Source organism: Pseudomonas sp. m6p (assembly GCF_055760375.1).
The window spans coordinates 2,381,766-2,401,820 of record NZ_CM147084.1 but is presented as its reverse complement, the minus strand read 5'-3'; the positions used below and the strand labels follow the sequence as shown (position 1 = coordinate 2,401,820).

Here is a 20,055-nt window from a genome sequence, read left to right as displayed (position 1 = left end):
TGATCGACATTTAAGCGAATTGAACGGGCACCCGATCGAGCACCATCGTTGCCTGCTGAAACTCCCGAAAGAAGCCCGTCCAACCGCCGCAGTTCTTATCAACCCCATGATCCGAGCGGGGTCGTTTGATACGAAGACACGGCACCTTAGCCGGCCTTGTCGCTGATTCAGTAGCCTGATTGCGCCATGATCGTGTCTGATATCGACATGTGAATACCATGAGGTCGTATTGGAATTTTCTACGAATCTCTCAGCTATTCGACCGAACCGCGCATCAGCCGGGAAAAAGATCGAGTCGAATATGTCAACATTCAGGGCGGTAGTTCAGATAGCGTCCGCCGGCGAGTGGCTGACTATTACGATGGGGGCTTTTGGACAGGGGCTATGCAATGGATCTGAAGTTCAGTCATGTAGATGTACTGGTCAATAATCTCGAGGAAGCCTGTGCTTACTACGCACACATACTAAACGCCAGGATTTCCAAAACGCTTGTCTGGGAGCGGGGCGGTCTGCATGTTCGCTACGCGATTGCACTGATAGGTCAAGAACGTTTCATGCTGGTCCAACCGTTGGCAGGCAATCTGAAAGAACTTTTGGATTCTTCAGGTGAAGGCATGATTTACCGCCACTGCTACTCAACGAAAGATATCGAAAAAGCCTATGACGAGCTGATGGACGCGGGTGTTCAGCCTCAAGACGAAAATGGAGCGCCATTGCCTCGCGCGAATCTGCAATCCCCGGCCGGCGCACGCATTATCTGGCTACCAAAGCGCTTCGGGCATTTCTCTATCGAGATACTCGAAGAAAAGGCGCTGGAAGCGTTTATCGAGACTGCGTTTATCTGAAAAAATAGCGGCCATTCCTGGATTAAGTGACTTGGCAATGGCGGCGAGCTGTGCAGTGCCAACGCCAGCTTTTATTCGATTGCAGCCCTTCGCTAACAGGCAACAACTGGGATAGGTCGGCCAAAAGCAGCCGTTAGGGAAAGACGGATCTACAAAGCAGGCACTGCCTGCCATCGGATCAAGTTCGCTTGAGTTGAAACGCAATCTTAATCGCGGCTTCAGCCTGGCCAGCGAGCAAAGCTATTTGCGGGGGGATGAGAACCTCGCCCCAAGACAAGTTTGTCGCGACGGACACAATCAAATGCAGCTCGTATTGGCGCCCGTTCAACTCGGTTTTGACCCAAGCAAGAGTGCTACCTAGAGTGTCAACTGTTACTGGGATAGAGATAAACCTGCTTTGGTCCGTCGGTCGCACACCGCCGCGACGACATTCAAAGTGAACAGCCATCCGTTCATAGGTCTGAGCGTCAATGCCATGCACGACGACGAAATAGTTTGAGCAATCATATTGGTCCACCGTAGTAATCATAAATTTACAGTCCAGTGCAGAGACCAATCTGTGTTGATATCTAAGCAGCTAAAGTTTTCTTGGGGCCGGTTTCTGCCATTATCCATTATTGACTGACTGCCTTGGGTCCGTAATCAGTCGACCGGTTGAATCCGCAGCCGATAGCTGCCACCCACAAACAACTGTCATAGGCCAAAAGCCGCCCACCAGCAGCCAATAAATCTGCCGTCCTCACTCGCCACAAAGCGTTACTCACCAAGCCACCATTCAAGTACCGGCAGTTGCCTTGGTTCGCCACACACCGGGCGCGATACATTGCGCACATGCCGGGCACCGAGCCGCTCGTAGAAGGCTTGGGCCGACGGATCGGACTCCACCGACAAGGTGGACACGCCCAGGCCGCGTGCCACAGCCAGTGCATGCTCCACCAGGCGTCGTCCGTGGCCTCCGTTCATGGCCGACGGGTCGACCCAGCAATGCTCCAGTTGCCAGCCATCCTCGTCGCGCTCCAACCCACAGAATCCCAGTAGCGCGCCATCCGCTGCGACCAGCACCGCGTAATGGCCGGTCAGTTGTGCCGGGGTTAACGTCAGCGCCGGTTTCCAAGCCTCCATCCAGGCTTCGGGATAACCCCAGTGGGCTTTGCTGCGCCGGGCCAGGGCACTCAGCGCCGGCGCATCCGCGCCATGGCATGGCCGCAGGATCGGCGTCTCGTCCGCCAATAACGCTCGCGCCGCCGGGTCAGTGGCCAGCAGGCTGTACTGGTGCAGGCTGAGGAAGCGCTCGTCCTTGTACTCCAACTCCCGCAGGGTTCCCTCAAACACGAAACCGAGCCGCTCCAGCAGGCGGGCGCTGGCGGGGTTTTCCGGCTCGACGTCGGCGTGAATGCGGTGCACGCCGAGGGTGCTCAAGGCGAAGCGCAGAAGGGTGGGCAGGCAAGCCTGCATCAGACCTCGCCCCCAGTAGTCCGGCATCAGCCAGTAGCCGATATCCAGGCTGCGATCGGCATGAGACCAATCATTGAAGCCACAGGCGCCCACCAATTCATCGCGCCCCGGCAGTGCGATGCCCCACCAGATACCCCGGCGTTCTTCCAGCAACGCGTCGTACCAGCGCATCTGTTCGTCCGTCGCTACGAGGCTGTTGTAAGACACGCCATAGTGGGCAATCACCTGCGGGTGAGACAGCCCGGCGAAAATCGCATCGACATCACGACGATGAATTCGCCGCAGCGTGCAGCGTGGCAGGAAAAACTCGGGGAAGTCAGCAATAAGGTCCATCAAATTCACTGCGCCAGGTGAGTGCAGGAATACTCGCAGCAAAGTGGCCAGGCGCACAGATACAGTCAGGGAAGGGCTGGGCGTAACAGACTGACACTCATACCGAATTACTGGAGAGGAAGGGCGTTTATGCGCGACGGCGGGCGCATCAGGTCGGAGCTTTTGGGTCTACAGTCTTGTGTATCGGGCACTGGAAGCAATTGAAATGAACCTGTCGTCTTCGCTCTCGCCGCCAAGGTATGTCTGCCTGCTGGGCTATGGCGGTTTACTACCGTTTATTGGCCTTGTGCTACTCATCCTCACATCTTTGGAATATCGAATGTTTTGGGCGGTAGCGCTGGTCAACTATGGCGCTGTCATCCTCAGCTTCATCGGCGCCTTGCACTGGGGGGGCGCCATGTCAGTGCAAAACATGAGTGACGAACTGCGCCGCGACCGGCTTATATGGAGTGTCATTCCGGCGCTTGTCGCTTGGCTCAGCACGTTACTGCCGGTGCCAGTGGGGTGCTTGCTGTTGATCATCGGATTTGTCGTGCACGTCTGGCAAGACCGGCAGTTGGTTCGGGTGGTGAGCCTGCAAGCCTGGTACCTGCCAATGCGATTGCGCCTGACGGCCGTGGCGTGTGTTTGCCTGCTGACTGGCGCAGTTGCTTTAGTCATTTATTCGTGAAACCGCGCCTGCCCGAATCGTCTGCAGTGAGAGCGTCTTAACAATCAACCGTTTTGATCATGGACGAGCAACTTGCCGCCTCACGACGGCAAGTTGCATCAGGACCTACAAGGTAAACGACAGCGCGGAGAAAACCATCCCGCCGCTGCCAGCCCAGCCCATGCAAAACTGCCCGGTCTCGGCTTCGCCGCGACTCATCGCATCGAAGATGCCGTAGGGGATGGACGCGGTAATGATGTTGCCGGTTTTATGCCCGACATGGTGCAGCTTGTGATCAATACCGATCAGTTGCCCAATGTGCTCCCACATCTTGGGTGAACCGGTATGAATAAACACTTTATGAACATCCGCCGCAGAGACGTTTTGCAGATTGAAGACTTTTATCGCTTCGTTGCGACCATCTTCATGCAAGGCTGCTGCGTAGGAATTGAATTGATACTGGCCGCCGGTCGGTGAAATACGCGGAATATCTTCCTCATTGCAGAACAGTTTCCAGTCCGGCAGGGAGATGGTCGACAAGTCACTCAAGTCCGGCCTGTTGATGTACGAGAACTTGAAGTTGCCGGGGGCTTCATGACTGAGAATGGTGACCGTGACAGCTTCGCCAATGGTAAAACTCGGAAACTTGTAAGCCAGTTCCGCCGACGACTGTAAAGAGAAGTTCTTGGGCATCACCGGCCCGCCAGCAGACATGCCAAATTCCATATTGACGATCGCCGCGTAGCGAATCTCGCCGGCCTGCATTTTACTGTTGATGACATCCATGGCGGTCACCCAGCCGTTACAGGCGTCCACCACATCGAAGTTTCTGCAGTTCAGGCCCAGCGCCTTGGCGATGAAGGTACTGTTGGCCGGCTCGATGAAGCCTCGCGTAACGTTCGGATAGATCAACAGATCCAGATCGGCCTTGTCGATATTGGCCTGGGCGAGCGCGGAGTTGAATGCTGTCTCCATCAGTTCCATCGGCGTTTCGTCGGCGCCCAGCCAGTGCCGCGTGCCGCTGCCGCTTTTTTCAAGCAACTTGCTGATGGTCTTCAAGGTTTTTGGCAAGTCTTCCTGGAAGGTATCTTTAGAGTGTTCCTCGACCAGGTTTATAACGTCTTGATTGCTGATAATGCGTGACGGGAGAATCCCGGACAGCCCAACTATTTTCATATGACTTCCTTGTTGAAAGTATGCATCCGTAAGCAATGGCTGCGGATGAGCAAACCCTTACTCATCCCTGTAAGGAGCCACTGGCGGCAATACTTTTAGCACAAAGAAAATGCGGATCAAGAAAGTTGTTGGTTATTTTCCTCAATCGAATTGAATCATGATCTGAGTCAATTTAACGCGTCATTCCTTATAAACGAGCGCATCCACCACAACCCCGAACGCGGACGAATGTTCACGACGATTCGGGTAGTAAAGGTGGTAACCGGCAAACGGTTGGCACCAATCCTCAAGTACGCGCACCAGTGTGCTGTTGGCCAACTGGCTGATGACCATGTCTTCTGGCAGAAACGCCAGCCCGCAACCTGCCTCCGCCGCACGCAGGATCGGCATGCTGCTGTTGAACGTCCATTGCCCCTCGACGCGCGCCTTGAGTTCGTGACCGTCTTTCTCAAAATCCCATTGCATCAGGCTGCCGTGGGTGGGCAGGCGCAGATTGATGCAGTTGTGCGCAGCCAGATCGCTCGGTGCCTGCGGGATCGGTCGGTGCTTGAAATACTCGGGAGAGCCTACTACCGCGATGCGCAATGACGGGCCGATCGGCACGGCAATCATGTCCTTCGCCACCTGATCGCCCAGACGCACGCCGGCGTCATAGCGCTGTGCAACGATGTCGGAAAGGGCGTAGTCGACGGTGATTTCGACCTTGATGTCCGGGTAAGCGGGCAACACCTTCAACAGCTTCGGCCAGAGGATATTGTTGGCGGCATGTTCGGACGCCGAGATCCGCACATTACCGGCCGGGGTGTCGCGAAATTCACTGACCGCAGCCAGTTCCAGTTCGATCTCATCGAAGCGCGGCGCCATCGACTGATACAAGCGCTGGCCGGCCTCGGTCGGCGAAACGCTGCGTGTGGTTCGCGTCAACAGGCGCACGCCCAGCCGAGTTTCAAGGGCGCGCATGGTGTGGCTCAGCGCCGACTGCGAGACGCCCAGCTGTGCGGCTGCGCGGGTAAAACTGCCTTCGCGGGCGATGACCACGAAGGCTTGCAGGTCGTTGAGGTTGGCGCGGGACATTGATGAGGGCCTCTCATGAGGGACGCGGGATTATTCCATGAAAGCAGGTTGCGCATGGATGCGCGACCCTCAAGGCGCTCATCACAGGGTACGTGCGTAAAATTCGCTCAGTTTGCCAATCGCCGCATCAACATATTGCGGCACCCAGTAGGTTTCGATGTGTGTCGCGCCATCGACAATGAACACTTCCTTGTCCGTGGTGCCGGTGGCTTTGGGGAAGGCATCCTGAGTCATGTACAGGCTGTCGGCCTTGCTGCCGGCGATCATCAGCAAGGGTTGATTGATCAGTTCAATGTGGTCGGTGGCGTCGAAACGCATCAAATCCAGCAAGCTGCTGGTGGTGTATTTGAAGGTCGAGTTGGGGTGCGCGTGGGTTTTCCAGTAGTACTCGTAGCCCTGGCGATACAGTTCGAAGGGCAGTTTGGCTATCTGCTCATCGGTGAGGTTGGCATCGCCCGAATACAGTACCGCACCGCCGGCCGCTTCCTGCGCGCGGGCTGCTGATGCCTGTTGCAAACGTTGCTGGATGCTGTCGATTTGCGAATCGTTGTAGCCGTTGCGGCGTACCCGGCCCGAGTTGAACATGCTTACGGTCGCCAGCGATTTGAAGCGTTTATCGGTTTGCGCCGCCGCCAACGAATAGCCGCCACCGCCGCAGATGCCGAGCAGGCCCAGACGCTTGTCATCGACACCGGCAAACTGGCTGATGAAGTCGGCCATGCCGTGGATGTCTTCGATGCGATACGCCGGTTTATCGATGCTGCGCGGCTGACCACCGCTGGCGCCCTGATAGGCTGCATCGGCCGTGATGGTGATGTAACCCTGTTCCGCCAGACGCTGGGCATACAGACCGGCAACCTGTTCTTTGACGCCGCCATTGGGGTGAGCAACGACCACGGTCGGGTAAGTCTTCTTCGCATCGTAGTTGGCCGGGGTGTACACGTTGGCGGCGATGTCCAGACCATTGAGCGTGTACTTGACCGGGTGGATATTGACCTTGCCCGGTTCGTTCTTGCTGATTGCGCCGTCGTAGGCGAGGGTGAAAGGGTTCTTTTTGTAGTCGGCGGCCAAGGCCTCGCCCGCCGAGAGGCCGACCAATGCCGACATGAGCGTGGCTTTGAGAGTGTTCTTCACGTGAAGCTCCTGAGCAATCAATTAGGGCGGCAGTTGCAAAAGTGTTGGGGTCAGTCCAGCTGTTTTTCTTTGAGGAATTGCGCGACCAGGTCAGCGATCTGCACGTTGTTAAGATCCGACATGGGGAAGTGGGTGTTGCCGTGAATGCCAATCTCCGGCAGGTGGATCAGTCGCACATCACCGCCATGTCGATTGACCGCGTCACGCCAGAGCCGGGCCATCTTCAAGCGTGCGCGCCAACTGTCCTGAGCGGGCAGGTCGACGGCCTGTTCCGGGATGTTGTCGCCGTAGATGATCAGAATCGGAATGCGCGTCAGTGCCATGAATTGCTCCATCGGCACCGCTGCGCCTTGCACCGTGTCGAACGCGCTGGGAATCGGCGCCGGCACTTCACCGTCAGCAAACACGAAACTGCTGCCCGGTTCGAATGCCACGATGGCTTTGACCTTGTCGTTCTTGATCGCCGTCAACCAGCCCGGCCCGCCACCTTGCGAATGGGTGAACAAAATCCCCGGGCCGATTTTGTCGAACAGCGCCGACACGCCATCGGAGACCACGCCCATATCGAACGGCCCGGTGTTTGGTGTCATCGCCCGGAAAAACTGCTCGCGGGTTTGTGCGTCCTGTGCCACTTGCACGCCTTTGAAGTAGTTGGGCCACAGGCCGATGCGGAACTGGTTGAACCACAGTTGTTCGTCAGGCACAGGCTTGAGTGTGGTCTCGACCATGCTGCGTCCGGCATCGCCACGCCGAGGCTGATCGATCAGATAGACGCCGTAGTGCCGGCGCAGAAAGATGTTCTGAAACCCCTCGCGGCCATCGGCAGTGGTTTCCCAGGTCTTGGAAAATTGTCCCGCGCCGTGCCACATGACGATGGGCAGTTTTCGCGCATCGACCGGGATCTGATAGAACGCGTAGGCGTGGTCACCGTGGTAAGTCTGGCCGTTGGGCGCCATCGGTTGGCGCGGGTTGAAAGTGCCCGGTGCCGTGATCATCGTTCCGCCAGCGGCGAAGCTGCCTTGCTTCTGGATCAGCAGCGGGCCTTCGGAATGGTTTGCGCAGGCCGCCAACAGGCTCAACAGTGAGAGGCACAGCAAATGTTTTGCAGCTTTCATGTCATGCCCCCGAAGCTGCGAGGGCTTGGGTCAGCGCGGTGTCGGCACGTTCAGCCGTCTGCGCATCGCCGTGTTTTTTCAGCTGCTCGGTAACCTGGCGCAACTGTGCCGCGCTGAGACCGACGCGCAGGCTCGCCGCCATGTGCGAGCGCAGCTGCGATTCCACCCCTGGCGTGGCTGCCAGCGCCCCGACAGTCGCCAGTTCGCGGCTTTGCCAGTCGAGGTTGTCGCGCTCGAAGATGTCGCCGAACAAGTGCGTTTGCAGGAAGCGGTTGATCACCGGAGCAAACTCGAACACCGGGCCTTTGACCGGGCCGCCGGAGATTCTGGTTTGATTCGCGGTGCCGGCTGCCAGCAGTTCGTCACCGGTCGGGATAGCGCGTCCCGGTTCGCGTCCCGGCGCATCATCGATGCCGCGCTGTTGGCGCGCCTGCACCACCGTCATCAGTTCGTTCAAGGCGTTGAGGCTGCGCGGGAAGCCCACATACGCGTAGAGCTGCACCAGAACTTCGCGGGTTTCGCTGATGGTCAGGCCGGCATCGAGTCCCTGGTTGAGCGCCGCGTTGAGGTGAGGCATGTCGCTGGTCGCCATGAAAGCCGCGATCAGTGGAATCGCTTGTTGTTGGCTCGACAATGTCGTTGCGCTGGCGGGTGTGTTGGTCATGGTTTGCGCTGCCTCGGCTGCTTGAGTGGTAACGCTGAAGATCGCCGCAACGCCCAGACAAAGCGCCATGAGTGCGGGGAGGGCGGTGGACTTGCGTGCGTCAGTGGTCATCATGAAAGGCTCCATCCATTGCAGGTCACTGCGGTGTTGCTGGATCGTACGGAGGATGGTTGTGGCGATTAACCCCGAAAAGGCGCATGGACTCCTGAGCAAAACTCATGAGTCAACGTTGCCATCACCGCTGGAGTCCTGACTCGGCCCCGCTGTCACGGGGCCCATAGGTCAGATGATGGTTTGCCGGAAGAGTACCGAGTGAACAACTTCGACACATTCTGTAACTTCATTGGCCGGCGTATTGCGCCTCCGAGACTTGCTCGGCCCAGGTGACGGTCTGGCCGTCCTCGGCTTCAGCAATGGCGATGTGGGTCATGCCACTGTTGGCCGTGGCGCCGTGCCAGTGCCGGGTGTTCGGCGGAATCCAGACAGTGTCGCCCGGACGGATTTCCTGACGCGGGCCGCCCTCTTGCTGCACATAGCCAACGCCAGCGGTGACGATCAGCGTTTGCCCCAGCGGATGGGTGTGCCACGCCGTGCGTGCGCCAGGTTCGAAGGTCACCGTGCCGCCGGCGATGCGCGCGGGCGCGTCACCTTTGAACAAGCCATCGACACGCACAGCGCCGGTAAAGTTTTGCGCCGCGCCCTTGATCGAGGGCTGGGTACCGTTCGGGGTAACGCGGATTTCACTGGCAGTCTGGGCTTCTGCGGTCATGAGTGAGAAAGCCACGAGTGGCGCGATCAATCGGTTCATCGGATCAACTCCGGTCAGGCAATGAAAGCGGCGCCGCACGCAGCGCCGCGTTGGGCAGACTCAAAGTCCGGTCATTTTCAGTGCCGACTCCGGCAGGCGTTCACCGTGCACCTGAATTTGCGCCATCTGCTCGTTGATCACGCGCAGATCATCTGCGCTCAATGGCAACTCGACCGCGCCCAGGTTTTCTTCCAGGCGATGCGGTTTCGTCGTACCCGGGATCGGCACAATCCACGGTTTCTGTGCGAGCAACCAGGCCAGGGCCACTTGCGCCGGCGTGGCGTGTTTGCGTTGCGCGACGGCTTTCACCACATCGACCAACGCCAGATTGGCCCTGCGCGCTTCAGGGGAAAAGCGCGGGACGACATTGCGGAAATCGCTCGCGTCGAACTGCGTGTGCTCGTCGATCTGACCGGTGAGGAAACCGGCGCCCAGCGGGCTGAACGGAACGAAGCCGATCCCCAGTTCTTCCAGCACCGACAGCAGTTCCAGCTCCGGGCCGCGCCAGAACAGCGAATATTCGCTCTGTACCGCCGTGACCGGTTGCACCGCGTGAGCCCGGCGTATGGTCTCCACACCCGCCTCAGACAGGCCAAAATGCTTGACCTTGCCCTCGGCGATCAGCGCCTTGACCGTGCCGGCGACGTCTTCGATGGGCACCTGCGGATCAACGCGGTGCTGATAAAACAGGTCGATGCAATCGGTGCGCAGACGCTTCAACGCCGCTTCGGCCACGGCGCGGATATGCGCCGGGCGGCTGTTGGTGCCGCCGCCGCGTGCGCCGGTGACCAAGTCGATATCGAAGCCGAATTTGGTAGCGATCACGACTTGCTCGCGGATCGGCTGCAAGGCCTCGCCCAGCAGTTCTTCATTGGCGAACGGGCCATACGCTTCAGCGGTGTCGAACAAGGTGACGCCTTGCTCGTGGGCCGAACGAATCAGCTTGATCATGCTGGTTTTATCGGCAGCCGGCCCGTAGGCCGACGTCATGCTCATGCAACCAAGGCCCAGTGCGGACACTTTCAGGCCATTGCCCAACGTGCGGATTTTCATGATGTCACTCCGTACAGAATTCGATTAACGCGTGAGGGGGTGATCGCTCAGCCAGCCATTCACGCGCTCCATGGTCTTGCGCTCTTGCTCACCCTCCATCAAAAAACCTTCCAGAACCTTAGTCTTCGGCGCGTGCTTGACGAGCACGCTGCGACTGTTGCCCAAGCCATAACCGCCGTGGGTGTTGAAGGGGATGAGGGTCTTGCCGGTCAGGTCGTGGGCGCTGAGGAATGTGCGCACGATCGGCGGCGCGGTTTCACCCCAGATCGGAAAGCCGAGATAAATCGTGTCGTAGTCGCTGAGGGCGTGAACCTTGTTTTGCAGTTCGGGTTCGAAGCCGCTGTCACGTTCCTGACGCGCCTGCTCGACGGTTTGCAGATAGTCCTCGGGGTAGGCGTGGGCCGGGCGAATCTCGAACAGATCGGCACCCAGCCCACGCTGGATCAGCCCGGCAACCACGCGGGTATTGCCCGAGCGCGAAAAGTACGCGACCAGAATCCGCGAGCCTGAGCGCGGTGTTGCACTGGCGCCTTGCGTGTCGGCGAGCGACAGCAGCGGAGCGCTGGCCAGTGCGGCGATCACCGTGCGCCGCAGCGGATCGTGATCGTTGCTCATCGACCGACACGCGCTTTAAGGGCCTCGGGATAGCGCTCGCCTTCGATGCGGATCTGCGCCAGCGCAACATCAATCGCCTTCAGCTCGGCTGCATCGAGGGTGATGTCGGCGCCGCCGAGGTTTTCTTCCAGGCGATGCAGCTTGGTCGTGCCCGGAATCGGTACGATCCACGGTGCCTGCGCCAGCAGCCAGGCCAAAGCGATCTGCGCCGGTGTTGCGTGTTTCTGCGCGGCGATCTGCCGAATCAATACCACCAGCCCCTGATTGGCTTGCAGCGCCGACTGGCTGAATCGCGGCACGATGCTGCGAAAATCGTCGCTGCCGTAAGTGGCCTCCGCCGACACCGTGCCCGTGAGAAAGCCCTTGCCCAAAGGGCTGAATGGCACGAAGCCGATGCCCAACTCCCAAAGCGTCGGCAGGATTTCCTGTTCGGGCTCGCGCCACCACAGCGAGTATTCGCTTTGCAGCGCCGTGAGCGGCTGCACCGCGTGCGCACGGCGAATGGTCTGTGCACCGGCCTCCGACAGGCCGAAATGCTTGACCTTGCCTTCGCTAATCAGGTCTTTCACCGTCCCGGCGACGTCTTCGATCGGCACGTCCGGATCGACGCGGTGTTGGTAAAGCAAATCGATGTAATCGGTTTTCAGTCGGCGCAGCGAACCTTCGACGGCGACCCGAATACGTTCGGGCCGGCTGTCCAGAGTCTGCTTTGTGTTGTCGGCACCGACGGCGAAGCCGAATTTGGTGGCGATCACGACCTGGTCACGAACCGGGGACAGCGCCTCGCCGACGACTTGCTCATTGAGATAAGGGCCGTAAAACTCGGCGGTATCGAAGAACGTGACGCCTAGATCAACGGCCTTGCGAATCAGCGAGATCGCTTGCGGCGTTTCTGTCGCTGGACCGTAGCCATGGCTCAAGCCCATGCAGCCAAAGCCCAAAGCTGACACTTGCAGTGAACTGTTTCCGAGTGTGCGCTTGTGCATGTCGATCTCCCGTCAGACGTTGGGAGCACAGTAAGCGAGCGTGAGTAAGGGCACTAGACGGGTAAATCGGCAAGGGTTTATGAGGCTCACTCATCAGTCACTCGATGTGTCGACCGCGCTCTGCCGGTATCTGTATGTGAGCAAAGGTCTCCCCGAAGGGATAAATACCGTCAATAGCCAATTTCTGTCACATCGTTGCGTAAAAGCCTCAAGATGGCCCTAACATCCGCGATAAATAGGGAACTATTAACGTCCACAAATAGACTGAGCTGCTGTTGCGACGTCGCACGAAACAATTTCTACAAAAAATGGAGCACACAATGGGCAGGGCACGCGATGAGTTTGATTTTTGGTGGGGTACGTCCGGGTCGTGGGTGGAACCGCCGAATGTGCGCCGCAGCGGCACCAGCGGTGTCCAGCTGATTGTTCAAGGTGACAAGACATTTTTTGTAAAGCGTCAGACCGGCCATTTGTTCCGCAGTCTGCGTTACCCCACTGGCCGACCCACCGCATTGCGTGAAGGCGTTGCCCTTTCAAGACTCGAGCAACTGGGCGTGAATGCGCCAAGACCGGTATTTTATGGCGCGAGAAAAGTTGACGGCCTATGGCAGGGTGTTCTGGTTACCGAAGACCTGGGTGGCTTCATCGATCTGGATACCTGGTATGGCCAGGGCGCTGCAAGCCTGTTGACCACAGCGCAACATCTGCGACTGCTTGAACGTTTAGCGCAAATGCTGGCGCGGCTGCACTCGGGCAAATGGCAGCACGGTTGCATGCGTTCCAAACACATCTTTATCAAGGCGTCGATTACCGACGCTGACTTCGATTTTGAACTGGCGCTGCTGGACCTGGAGAAGTCTCGCGGTCGTGCTACGGCAATGGGCGCGGCGCGTCACGACATTCCTCAACTCAGACGGCATTCTTTCTGGGATGAGTCGCAGTGGCGGCATTTCCTTTCCTGCTACGAGCAAGCCCTTGGCAGAACCCTGTAAGAAGGTTGTTCGGCAGTGACTCCAGCTCAATCTGCGCCTGACAACAGCACCAGCGAACGCCGTCCGGGTTGGTAATGCTCACACTCAGGCGTGGGTTGGCGGGCGACCGCAACAGTCGCCCGCTGATTGCTCAGATTTGCGCCTGGCCGCCGTCAACAAACAGCTCAATACCGTTGACGAAACTGGCGTCATCCGAGGCCAGGAACAACGCGGCGCTGGCAATTTCATCAGCCTCACCGACACGCCCCATGGGGATCAGCGACGCCAGGTAGTCGAGCAAGCCCTGCTGTTGAGCGGCATCAGGGCCGGCCAAATCAACCAGGCCAGGCGTGCGGGTGGCGCCGGGGCTGATGGTGTTGATGCGCACCTGGCGGTCTTTCAAATCCAGAATCCAGTTGCGGGCAAACGAGCGCACGGCGGCCTTGGACGCGGCGTACACACTGAAGGCGGCCGTGCCCGAACTGCCTGCCGTAGAGCCGGTGAGAATCACCGAGGCTTTTGGAGCCAGCAGCGGCAGCGCCTTTTGCACAGTGAACAGCACGCCTTTTACGTTGCGATTGAAGGTGTCGTCGTACTGCTGTTCCGTGATGTCACCCAGCGGCAGCATGGATCCACCGCCAGCATTGGCGAACAGCACATCGATTCGACCGTGGGTCGCGCCAATCTGGCGATACAACGCGTCCAGCTGATCAAGGTTGGTGGAATCCACTTGCACGCCGGTGGCGTTGCCAACCGCGGTAACAGCGGCGTCCAGTTCGGCTTGGCGACGGCCGGTGATATAGACGTGAGCGCCTTCTTGAGCGAAGCGTTTGGCGGTGGCCAGACCGATGCCCGTAGTGCCGCCGGTGACCAATGCAATTTTGCCTTCGAGTTTGTTAGTCATGGTGTTTCTCCCGTATTTCGATTGAGTGAGTTGCGGTGTGGGAGAAGCTTATCGACGGGGAAAAACTTTCAAAATAGAATTGTCTGAAACCTATCGTTGCAGAAATGAAATGAGCAGACTTCCGGATTTCGAAGGGTTGGCAATGTTTGCCAAGGTGGCCGAAGAGGGCTCGTTCGCCGGCGCGGCACGCGTCATGAGCGTGTCGGTGCCAACGGTATCGCGGGCGGTCGCGCGGTTGGAGGCGCGTTTGGGTGGGCGCTTGTTCAACCGCACGTCGCGGCAACTGGCACTTACTGAATTCGGCGCGAGCATGGCGGCCAAGGCGGGTGAGATTTATCGGCAGGCTGAAGAGGTAGAAAGCGAGGCTCAGGATTTATCGGTCCAGCCCCGCGGCCAAGTACGCTTGGCGATACCCATGTCGTTTGGCTTGCGTTGGGTGGCACCGCTGATGCCGCAGTTGCTGCGCCAGTATCCCGAGCTGTCGATTGACTTGCACCTTTCAGATGCCTCGGTAGACCTGATCGCCGAGGGCTTCGATGCGGCGTTACGCATCGCCGTATTGCCGGATTCCTCGTTGGTTGCGCGGCGCCTGTGTGCCGTCACTCAATACCTGGTCGCTTCACCGGCTTATCTGGACGCTCATGGCCATCCTGGCCACCCCCGCGAACTCGCGTCCCGCACGTGTCTGAGTTATGCCTACCGCGCCCGCAGCCAAGTGTGGCGGTTCACCCATCAAGACGGCAGCGAAGAAGACGTGGTGCCCAGCGGCCCGTTAAGGGTGACCAACTCGGATGCGTTATTGCCGGTGTTGCTTGAGGGCTTGGCTATCGCCGAACTGCCGGAATTTATCGCCAGCGAGTACTTGAAAGACGGGCGCTTGGTGGTGGTGCTACCGCAATGGAGCATGGCCCGTGGCGGTTTGTATTTTGTCACCCCCTCGGCCCGCACACGGCCAGTGAAAATCAAAGCGCTGTCGGACTTTTTTGCCGAACATTTAAGCCAGCCCGAATGGCGATGGCCGTCATGAGACGTTGCGCACATGGCTTTCAATTATGAAACGATGATTTTCATTAACGTCTGTTTTTGAAATCGAAGGGGTCCCTTAACGTAGTCAGGTCAGCACCTGCAGTGTGCTCGTCCCTTATGCGTTTCGGAGAAAGTCGTCATGAAAAATGCCGTGGAGTTACTGCAAAATTACCTGGATGCCATTCAGACGCCGTACCTGGCGGCAGCACTTTTCGCGGAGGATGGCGTGCTCGAGTTGCCGTACCTGGCGTCGCTGGGCATACCCCATCGCGTTCAAGGCCCTGCCGCCATCGAGGGATTCATCGGCTCGTTGCTCGGTAAAGTGCCGGATTTCAAATTTCACAATGTGCGCTTTTTGATCGACACACCCGATCAGGCGTTTGCCGAATACAGCGTAGAGGCCTTGGTGCCTGCCACTGGGCGCATCTACCGGCAAATGTACGCCGGCCGCCTGGTGGCCAAGGACGGCAAAATTCAGCTGCTGCGCGAATCCCTGGATACCGTGGCCGCTGCCAAAGCGTTCGCGCCGGATGATTCAGAACGAGGCCAATAAGTCGCGATTATTCCGCTGTGGCGGGCAGGGATTGGCGCAGGTATGAGTGAAACCTCTATCGTCGTTCTTGGTTGATGGAGAAAGTCGAACGTCAGCGAATGGCTGAAGCGGACGTTTGACTTCATTCACTGACATTCCATCATTGCCAGTGGATCAGTTTCCTCAGTGGTCGTTCAAGCGCAGATAGTGATGCAGTTCTTCACTTATCACTTCGAACGCCTTGGCGATCCGTGGCAATTACAGAAATGCTGATCGGCGTCCACAGCCCGGTTTCGACCAAGCGACGCAAGGCGGCTGAATGATGCCTTTCTTCCGTCGCGATCCTTATCAGAGTTCTTGCCTTCAGCTTGGAATGTCGGCCAAGAGCTGAGGAGCAGTTATCAGAAATGGAAATAGGATCGTAATTTTTCATACCTTTTCTGGCCGATCTCATTTCCTCTGCTAGTTTTTTCTAATGTTCAATCTGCCGCTGGAAGATTGATTCACTGAGAAACCGTCCCAAGCAAGGATGCCTTCTGTATGAACAAAACATCTTTATTCGCCAGCGGCCTGCTCGCGATTGCTGTATTGCTTGGCGCAGTTGCCGTGCAGGCACAGACTTCGCCAGTAGTGCAGGTATCCGGCCCCGAAGCCGATGTGAAGGTGACCGAAACTTACGTACGGATGATGGCGCGTGAGGCGTATTTCTGGGGTTGGCCGATGGCCAATATTTTCAACCGGCGGCAGAAATTCAAGGATCTGCCGGAGCCGGGCCTGATGGGCGGAATCGTGCCCGTAGCGCCGATCAATCATCTGTCGATGCTCACCGATTACATTTCCCCCGGCGAGAGGCTGGTGGCTTGTCCGAACCAGGACGTGGTCTACGGGGCGGGCAGCATTGCGTTGGATATCGAACCGGTGGTGATTCAGGTACCGGACTTCGGCGACCGATTCTGGGTCTACCAACTGGTGGACCTGCGCTCCGACAGCTTCGCCGAACTGGGCAAGATGTACGGCACCAAACCGGGCTTCTATCTGCTGGTGGGGCCGGACTGGAACGGCAAGGTGCCTGAGGGCATCACCCAGGTCTTTCGTGCAAAGACCAATACCGGTTTCGTGATCCCTCGGGTATTCCAGGACGATACGGCCGAAGATCGCAAGGCCATTCAACACTATTTGTCGGGCATCGACATGTACCCGCTGTCCAAATACGACGGCAAACTCAAGCAGCGTGACTGGAGCCAGTCGCCGAAATTCCCCGCCGAGGCGTCGGGTGACGAGGAAACGCGCTGGGTGCTCCCGGAAAAGTTCTTCGATGAGCTGCCGGCGATTCTCAAGGACGCCAAACCGCTGCCGGGAGAAGAGGCGCGCTATGCGCAATTGTCGGTACTGGCACAAATCGCTCAGCGCGATCCTGAGCTGAAAAAAGCCATGATCGACGAAGCGCAAAAGGCTGACAGCGAAGTGGTCAAGCCGCTGCTGCAGTTCCGCAATTACGGCCAACAGTTGCCACACCACTGGAGCACCATCAGCAACGGCGCAGCGTTTGGCACCGACTACTTCCTGCGCACGGCGGTTGCCCGGTCGAACATCTTCGTCAACAAACAGATCGAGACCAAGTACTTCTATCAGGATCTGGACGAGTCCGGCGTGCGGCTCAATGGTGCCCAGCGCTACAGCGTGACCTTCCCCAAAGGTGCGCTGCCACCGGTCAAGGGTTTCTGGTCGCTGACGCTGTACAACCAGCAGCATTTCTTCGCCGAAAACCCGTTGGGGCGTTATTCCCTCGGCACCAAGAACAAGTCGCTCAAGACCAACGCCGATGGCTCGCTGACGCTCTATGTGCAGAGCGATTCGCCGGGCGCCGACAAGGAAAGCAATTGGCTCCCGGCGCCGAAGGGCGCGGACTTTTCGCTCTACGTTCGCGCCTATTGGCCGGAAGCGGCCGCGATGAATGGCCAATGGACGCCACCGGTGGTGGTCAAGGTCAACTGAACCGATTTTCCAACTGCGTTCATAAGGACAGCCCATGAACCGTTTGCGCACCTCACTGACGGCCCTGGCCGTAAGCCTCTCCCTAAGCGGCCTCGCCGATGCCGCGACGCGCTATGAAGAACTGGCCAATCAGCCTTTTGAAAAAGGCTTCCCGACCGAAGCGACCGCACGCAGCATGATCGATGAGCTGGTGTTCCAGCGCGCCGTGCAGTCGTATCTGTGGGCCTTGCCGGCGATCAACATCTGGTCGATGAAGGAAGCGTCGGAGAAGCAGTTTGGCGCGGGCTACAACATCTTGCCGACCTGGAAAAAGCGCATCAACGCCAAGACCTTGGTGACCACGCCAAACTCCGATCTGGTCTACGCAATGAGCTATCTGGATCTGGCAAAGTACGGTCCGCTGGTGGTCGAAGCACCGCCCGGCGTGCAGGGCATGTTCGATGATTTCTTCCAGCGCCCGATTGTCGGGCCGACCATCGACGGCAGGACCTGGCGCGGTGACGTTGGCCTGGCCGGCCCCGACAAGGGCAAGGGCGGCACCTACGTGCTGCTCCCGCCTGATTACAAGGGGCCGGAGCCGACCGAGGGATTCGTCTACCGTTCGCGCACCAACAACGTGTTTCTGTTCTGGCGCACCTTCTTCAAGGACCCGAAAGACCTTAGCGTGCCGGTGGCCGAAGTCGAGCGCACGAAGATCTATCCGTTGGGCAAGAAGGACTCAGCCCGGCCGATGCAATTCCCCGACGCTACCGGCGCACCGATCAACATGCTGTTCCCCGAAGACGGCCGCTACTTCGACATGCTGTCGCGCTTTATCGACGCCGAAGCTGTCGATCCGGCGGACATGGACATGCGCGGCTTTTTGCACACCCTTGGCATCGAGAAGGGCAAGCCCTTCGCCCCGGATGCCGAGCGACGCAAGTTGCTGGATGACGCCGCGCGCACCGCGTTCAAAATGAGCAAAGTGGTGACCAGTCACTTGCTGTACAAAGAGCCGGGCGGTCTGTACTACAAGGATCGCCAATACGTGAACACCTTCGCCGGGGAGAACACCGAGTTTCAATCCAGCGGCAGCTTCACCAATCTCGAGCAGCGCGTGGCGTTCTTCACCTCGGCCTATTCGGACAGTCCGGGTATGGTCATGAACATGGTCGGCGCCGGTGCCAAGTATCCCGCGACGACCCGAGACGCCGAGGGCAAGTTTCTCGACGGCGCCCAGACCTACAAGCTCAACCTTCCGGCCAATGTCCCGGCGGCGTTGTTCTGGTCGGTCACCGCCTATGACAACTTGACCGCCTCAGGTCTGGACAATGGTCAACCGTTCCCGTCCCTCAATCAGATGGATAAACCGGCGCAGAACAGCGACGGCTCCACCGACATCTACTTCGGGCCGAAATCGCCAGGTGAAGGCAAGAACTGGATCAAGACCGTACCGGAGAAAGGCTTCCTGGTGATCGTGCGGCTGTATGGGCCGAAACAGGCGTTTTTTGACCAGAGCTGGAAGCCAAGTGATCTGATCAAACAATAGAAGCTCCCCGGACGTGAACACTTGGACCCTGCGCCTTCAGTACGCCTGGTGAAATGGAGTGCAAATCGATGCAATCGATAAGGATTCGATCAGGTTTGACACTCTGCGCGGCCGTGCTCAGTGGCATGGCCTGTGCCGCCAGCCCTCTGCCGGAATTGGCTTCCCCGCCAGTTGCAGGGGCCAAGGTCGATCCGGAAAAGTGTCACCAGCTACAACAGGACTTCGACATTGACCTGAAAGAAGTGGTCAAGGCCGGCTGCGAGCCGTCCACCGAACAGATATCCAGACTGATGGACAATCCGGTAGGCAACCTTGTCCTGCTGTTCAACCAATACGATTACACCGCCCTCAAAGGACCGCACAGCAACGGCACACGGATGCTCGGTAAATACAGTTTCATGCCGACCTTTCCGATTTCTCTTGGCGAAGACTGGAACCTGATCAACCGCCTGCCGATCAGCTACGTCAGCGCCCCGGTCAACCGCAAGGCCGGTAATCTGATCGGCATGGGACCTAACGAGATTCTGCACGATCGCGGTGACTTCACCTCGGTTGTACAGGATCCGTTCGAGCGCACCAGCGGCTTCGGTGACCTGGCCTACGTCGGCGTGTTCTCGCCCAAGGAACCGATCCGCTTTGCTGGGGGTGGCAAGATGGTCTGGGGGTTCGGCCCGACCGCGATGTTTCCGACTGCCGAAGAAGACGTGCTCGGCACGGGCAAATACTCGCTGGGCCCGGCGTTCGTCGCCGCGTACCTTGGTCCGGACTGGACCCTTGGCGTTTTCCCGCAGCACTGGTGGTCGGTTGGCGGTGATAGCAAGCGCAAGGATGTCAGTCTGACCAATGTGCAGTATTTCATTCAGCGAGCGATTCCAGGGCCGGAACAGTGGCGCATCGGCATGACCCCCAACGTAACGGTCAACTGGAAGGCCGAGGGCGGTAATAAAGTCACGTTTCCGATCGGTATCGGTGCTGGGCGAATCTTCAATTTCGGCAAGTTGCCGGTGAGAATTTCCGGGGAAATTCAGTACTCGGCGATTCATCCGGATGACCTGATCAGCAGCCGCTGGAATTTCCGGCTGTCGTTCATTCCGGTCATACCTACCTTTATGTTTTGAGGATTACCCCAAGCCGGGGCGTGCATTTAGGCGCATCAGAGCGGAGGGTTTTTGAGGCAGGCGCTGGTGCGTGC

At 58.3% G+C, this 20,055-nt stretch carries 20 protein-coding genes; 8 read left to right on the top strand and 12 right to left on the bottom strand.

The window, feature by feature from the left end:
* Positions 1–389: 389 nt before the first annotated feature.
* A complete protein-coding gene (locus ACYZUM_RS10875; RefSeq protein ID WP_108182736.1) occupies positions 390–845 on the top strand; it encodes a VOC family protein in 456 nt (151 codons plus the stop codon).
* A 756-nt stretch (positions 846–1,601) separates the two neighbouring features.
* Here ACYZUM_RS10875 and ACYZUM_RS10870 read toward each other — a convergent pair.
* The gene (locus ACYZUM_RS10870) at positions 1,602–2,633 is read right to left on the bottom strand and encodes a GNAT family N-acetyltransferase (RefSeq protein ID WP_108182734.1); all 1,032 of its coding nucleotides are present in this window, start codon (positions 2,631–2,633) and stop codon (positions 1,602–1,604) included.
* A 205-nt stretch (positions 2,634–2,838) separates the two neighbouring features.
* Between ACYZUM_RS10870 and ACYZUM_RS10865 the strand changes: the two genes are divergently transcribed.
* Positions 2,839–3,303 (top strand): DUF3429 domain-containing protein, encoded by a 465-nt coding sequence (locus ACYZUM_RS10865; RefSeq protein WP_108182733.1) that lies wholly within the window; start codon positions 2,839–2,841, stop codon positions 3,301–3,303.
* Between the two features lie 105 nt (positions 3,304–3,408).
* Here the strand turns inward: ACYZUM_RS10865 and ACYZUM_RS10860 are convergent, their stop codons facing one another.
* The 9 genes from ACYZUM_RS10860 to ACYZUM_RS10820 form a co-directional block, all read right to left on the bottom strand.
* Positions 3,409–4,458 carry a 3-oxoacyl-[acyl-carrier-protein] synthase III C-terminal domain-containing protein gene (locus ACYZUM_RS10860; protein WP_047294472.1) on the bottom strand — a complete coding sequence of 350 codons (1,050 nt, stop codon included), beginning with the start codon at positions 4,456–4,458 and terminating at the stop codon, positions 3,409–3,411.
* A gap of 180 nt (positions 4,459–4,638) precedes the next feature.
* The gene (locus ACYZUM_RS10855; protein ID WP_047294470.1) at positions 4,639–5,532 is read right to left on the bottom strand and encodes a LysR family transcriptional regulator; all 894 of its coding nucleotides are present in this window, start codon (positions 5,530–5,532) and stop codon (positions 4,639–4,641) included.
* An 81-nt stretch (positions 5,533–5,613) separates the two neighbouring features.
* Positions 5,614–6,666, bottom strand: a complete 1,053-nt coding sequence (locus ACYZUM_RS10850; RefSeq protein ID WP_047294467.1) for an alpha/beta hydrolase — start codon at positions 6,664–6,666, stop codon at positions 5,614–5,616.
* A 50-nt stretch (positions 6,667–6,716) separates the two neighbouring features.
* Positions 6,717–7,661, bottom strand: a complete 945-nt coding sequence (locus ACYZUM_RS10845; protein ID WP_198758118.1) for an alpha/beta hydrolase — start codon at positions 7,659–7,661, stop codon at positions 6,717–6,719.
* 121 nt (positions 7,662–7,782) lie between these two features.
* Positions 7,783–8,559, bottom strand: a complete 777-nt coding sequence (locus ACYZUM_RS10840) for a carboxymuconolactone decarboxylase family protein (RefSeq protein ID WP_262947805.1) — start codon at positions 8,557–8,559, stop codon at positions 7,783–7,785.
* 226 nt (positions 8,560–8,785) lie between these two features.
* On the bottom strand, positions 8,786–9,253 hold the full coding sequence (locus ACYZUM_RS10835) for a (R)-mandelonitrile lyase (protein WP_108182731.1): 468 nt from the start codon (positions 9,251–9,253) through the stop codon (positions 8,786–8,788).
* A gap of 60 nt (positions 9,254–9,313) precedes the next feature.
* Complete coding sequence (locus ACYZUM_RS10830) at positions 9,314–10,306, bottom strand: aldo/keto reductase (RefSeq protein ID WP_108182730.1); 993 nt, start codon at positions 10,304–10,306, stop codon at positions 9,314–9,316.
* 24 nt (positions 10,307–10,330) lie between these two features.
* Positions 10,331–10,921, bottom strand: a complete 591-nt coding sequence (locus ACYZUM_RS10825) for a flavodoxin (protein ID WP_108182729.1) — start codon at positions 10,919–10,921, stop codon at positions 10,331–10,333.
* Positions 10,918–11,907, bottom strand: a complete 990-nt coding sequence (locus ACYZUM_RS10820) for an aldo/keto reductase (RefSeq protein WP_041063987.1) — start codon at positions 11,905–11,907, stop codon at positions 10,918–10,920. The genes ACYZUM_RS10825 and ACYZUM_RS10820 overlap by 4 nt, the downstream gene beginning before the upstream one ends.
* Before the next feature lie 320 nt (positions 11,908–12,227).
* Between ACYZUM_RS10820 and ACYZUM_RS10815 the strand changes: the two genes are divergently transcribed.
* Positions 12,228–12,899, top strand: a complete 672-nt coding sequence (locus tag ACYZUM_RS10815) for a lipopolysaccharide kinase InaA family protein (protein WP_086791250.1) — start codon at positions 12,228–12,230, stop codon at positions 12,897–12,899.
* A gap of 130 nt (positions 12,900–13,029) precedes the next feature.
* Here ACYZUM_RS10815 and ACYZUM_RS10810 read toward each other — a convergent pair whose 3' ends face one another.
* Complete coding sequence (locus ACYZUM_RS10810) at positions 13,030–13,782, bottom strand: SDR family NAD(P)-dependent oxidoreductase (RefSeq protein WP_047294458.1); 753 nt, start codon at positions 13,780–13,782, stop codon at positions 13,030–13,032.
* Between the two features lie 109 nt (positions 13,783–13,891).
* Between ACYZUM_RS10810 and ACYZUM_RS10805 the strand changes: the two genes are divergently transcribed.
* Entirely contained in the window at positions 13,892–14,809 is a 918-nt protein-coding gene (locus ACYZUM_RS10805) for a LysR family transcriptional regulator (protein WP_041063980.1), read from the top strand.
* A gap of 138 nt (positions 14,810–14,947) precedes the next feature.
* Positions 14,948–15,361 (top strand): nuclear transport factor 2 family protein, encoded by a 414-nt coding sequence (locus ACYZUM_RS10800; protein ID WP_108182728.1) that lies wholly within the window; start codon positions 14,948–14,950, stop codon positions 15,359–15,361.
* Between the two features lie 199 nt (positions 15,362–15,560).
* Here ACYZUM_RS10800 and ACYZUM_RS10795 read toward each other — a convergent pair whose 3' ends face one another.
* Positions 15,561–15,773, bottom strand: coding sequence for a hypothetical protein (locus ACYZUM_RS10795; RefSeq protein ID WP_142579769.1), 213 nt, complete (start codon positions 15,771–15,773; stop codon positions 15,561–15,563).
* 107 nt (positions 15,774–15,880) lie between these two features.
* Here ACYZUM_RS10795 and ACYZUM_RS10790 point away from each other — a divergent pair, with 107 nt between their 5' ends.
* From ACYZUM_RS10790 to ACYZUM_RS10780, 3 genes are all read left to right on the top strand, one after another.
* Complete coding sequence (locus ACYZUM_RS10790; protein ID WP_108182727.1) at positions 15,881–17,335, top strand: DUF1254 domain-containing protein; 1,455 nt, start codon at positions 15,881–15,883, stop codon at positions 17,333–17,335.
* A gap of 34 nt (positions 17,336–17,369) precedes the next feature.
* On the top strand, positions 17,370–18,863 hold the full coding sequence (locus ACYZUM_RS10785) for a DUF1254 domain-containing protein (protein WP_108182726.1): 1,494 nt from the start codon (positions 17,370–17,372) through the stop codon (positions 18,861–18,863).
* 68 nt (positions 18,864–18,931) lie between these two features.
* A complete protein-coding gene (locus ACYZUM_RS10780; protein WP_198758069.1) occupies positions 18,932–19,981 on the top strand; it encodes a hypothetical protein in 1,050 nt (349 codons plus the stop codon).
* Positions 19,982–20,055 lie beyond the last annotated feature (74 nt).

What these genes read in the sequence shown, in the direction of transcription:
- ACYZUM_RS10875 (WP_108182736.1), top strand. Translation starts at nt 390, where the DNA reads ATGGATCTGAAGTTCAGTCATGTAGATGTACTGGTCAATAATCTCGAG.
- ACYZUM_RS10870 (WP_108182734.1), bottom strand. Translation starts at nt 2,633, where the DNA reads ATGGACCTTATTGCTGACTTCCCCGAGTTTTTCCTGCCACGCTGCACG.
- ACYZUM_RS10865 (WP_108182733.1), top strand. Translation starts at nt 2,839, where the DNA reads ATGAACCTGTCGTCTTCGCTCTCGCCGCCAAGGTATGTCTGCCTGCTG.
- ACYZUM_RS10860 (WP_047294472.1), bottom strand. Translation starts at nt 4,458, where the DNA reads ATGAAAATAGTTGGGCTGTCCGGGATTCTCCCGTCACGCATTATCAGC.
- ACYZUM_RS10855 (WP_047294470.1), bottom strand. Translation starts at nt 5,532, where the DNA reads ATGTCCCGCGCCAACCTCAACGACCTGCAAGCCTTCGTGGTCATCGCC.
- ACYZUM_RS10845 (WP_198758118.1), bottom strand. Translation starts at nt 7,661, where the DNA reads ATGATCACGGCACCGGGCACTTTCAACCCGCGCCAACCGATGGCGCCC.
- ACYZUM_RS10840 (WP_262947805.1), bottom strand. Translation starts at nt 8,559, where the DNA reads ATGATGACCACTGACGCACGCAAGTCCACCGCCCTCCCCGCACTCATG.
- ACYZUM_RS10835 (WP_108182731.1), bottom strand. Translation starts at nt 9,253, where the DNA reads ATGAACCGATTGATCGCGCCACTCGTGGCTTTCTCACTCATGACCGCA.
- ACYZUM_RS10830 (WP_108182730.1), bottom strand. Translation starts at nt 10,306, where the DNA reads ATGAAAATCCGCACGTTGGGCAATGGCCTGAAAGTGTCCGCACTGGGC.
- ACYZUM_RS10825 (WP_108182729.1), bottom strand. Translation starts at nt 10,921, where the DNA reads ATGAGCAACGATCACGATCCGCTGCGGCGCACGGTGATCGCCGCACTG.
- ACYZUM_RS10820 (WP_041063987.1), bottom strand. Translation starts at nt 11,907, where the DNA reads ATGCACAAGCGCACACTCGGAAACAGTTCACTGCAAGTGTCAGCTTTG.
- ACYZUM_RS10815 (WP_086791250.1), top strand. Translation starts at nt 12,228, where the DNA reads ATGGGCAGGGCACGCGATGAGTTTGATTTTTGGTGGGGTACGTCCGGG.
- ACYZUM_RS10810 (WP_047294458.1), bottom strand. Translation starts at nt 13,782, where the DNA reads ATGACTAACAAACTCGAAGGCAAAATTGCATTGGTCACCGGCGGCACT.
- ACYZUM_RS10805 (WP_041063980.1), top strand. Translation starts at nt 13,892, where the DNA reads ATGAGCAGACTTCCGGATTTCGAAGGGTTGGCAATGTTTGCCAAGGTG.
- ACYZUM_RS10800 (WP_108182728.1), top strand. Translation starts at nt 14,948, where the DNA reads ATGAAAAATGCCGTGGAGTTACTGCAAAATTACCTGGATGCCATTCAG.
- ACYZUM_RS10795 (WP_142579769.1), bottom strand. Translation starts at nt 15,773, where the DNA reads ATGAAAAATTACGATCCTATTTCCATTTCTGATAACTGCTCCTCAGCT.
- ACYZUM_RS10790 (WP_108182727.1), top strand. Translation starts at nt 15,881, where the DNA reads ATGAACAAAACATCTTTATTCGCCAGCGGCCTGCTCGCGATTGCTGTA.
- ACYZUM_RS10785 (WP_108182726.1), top strand. Translation starts at nt 17,370, where the DNA reads ATGAACCGTTTGCGCACCTCACTGACGGCCCTGGCCGTAAGCCTCTCC.
- ACYZUM_RS10780 (WP_198758069.1), top strand. Translation starts at nt 18,932, where the DNA reads ATGCAATCGATAAGGATTCGATCAGGTTTGACACTCTGCGCGGCCGTG.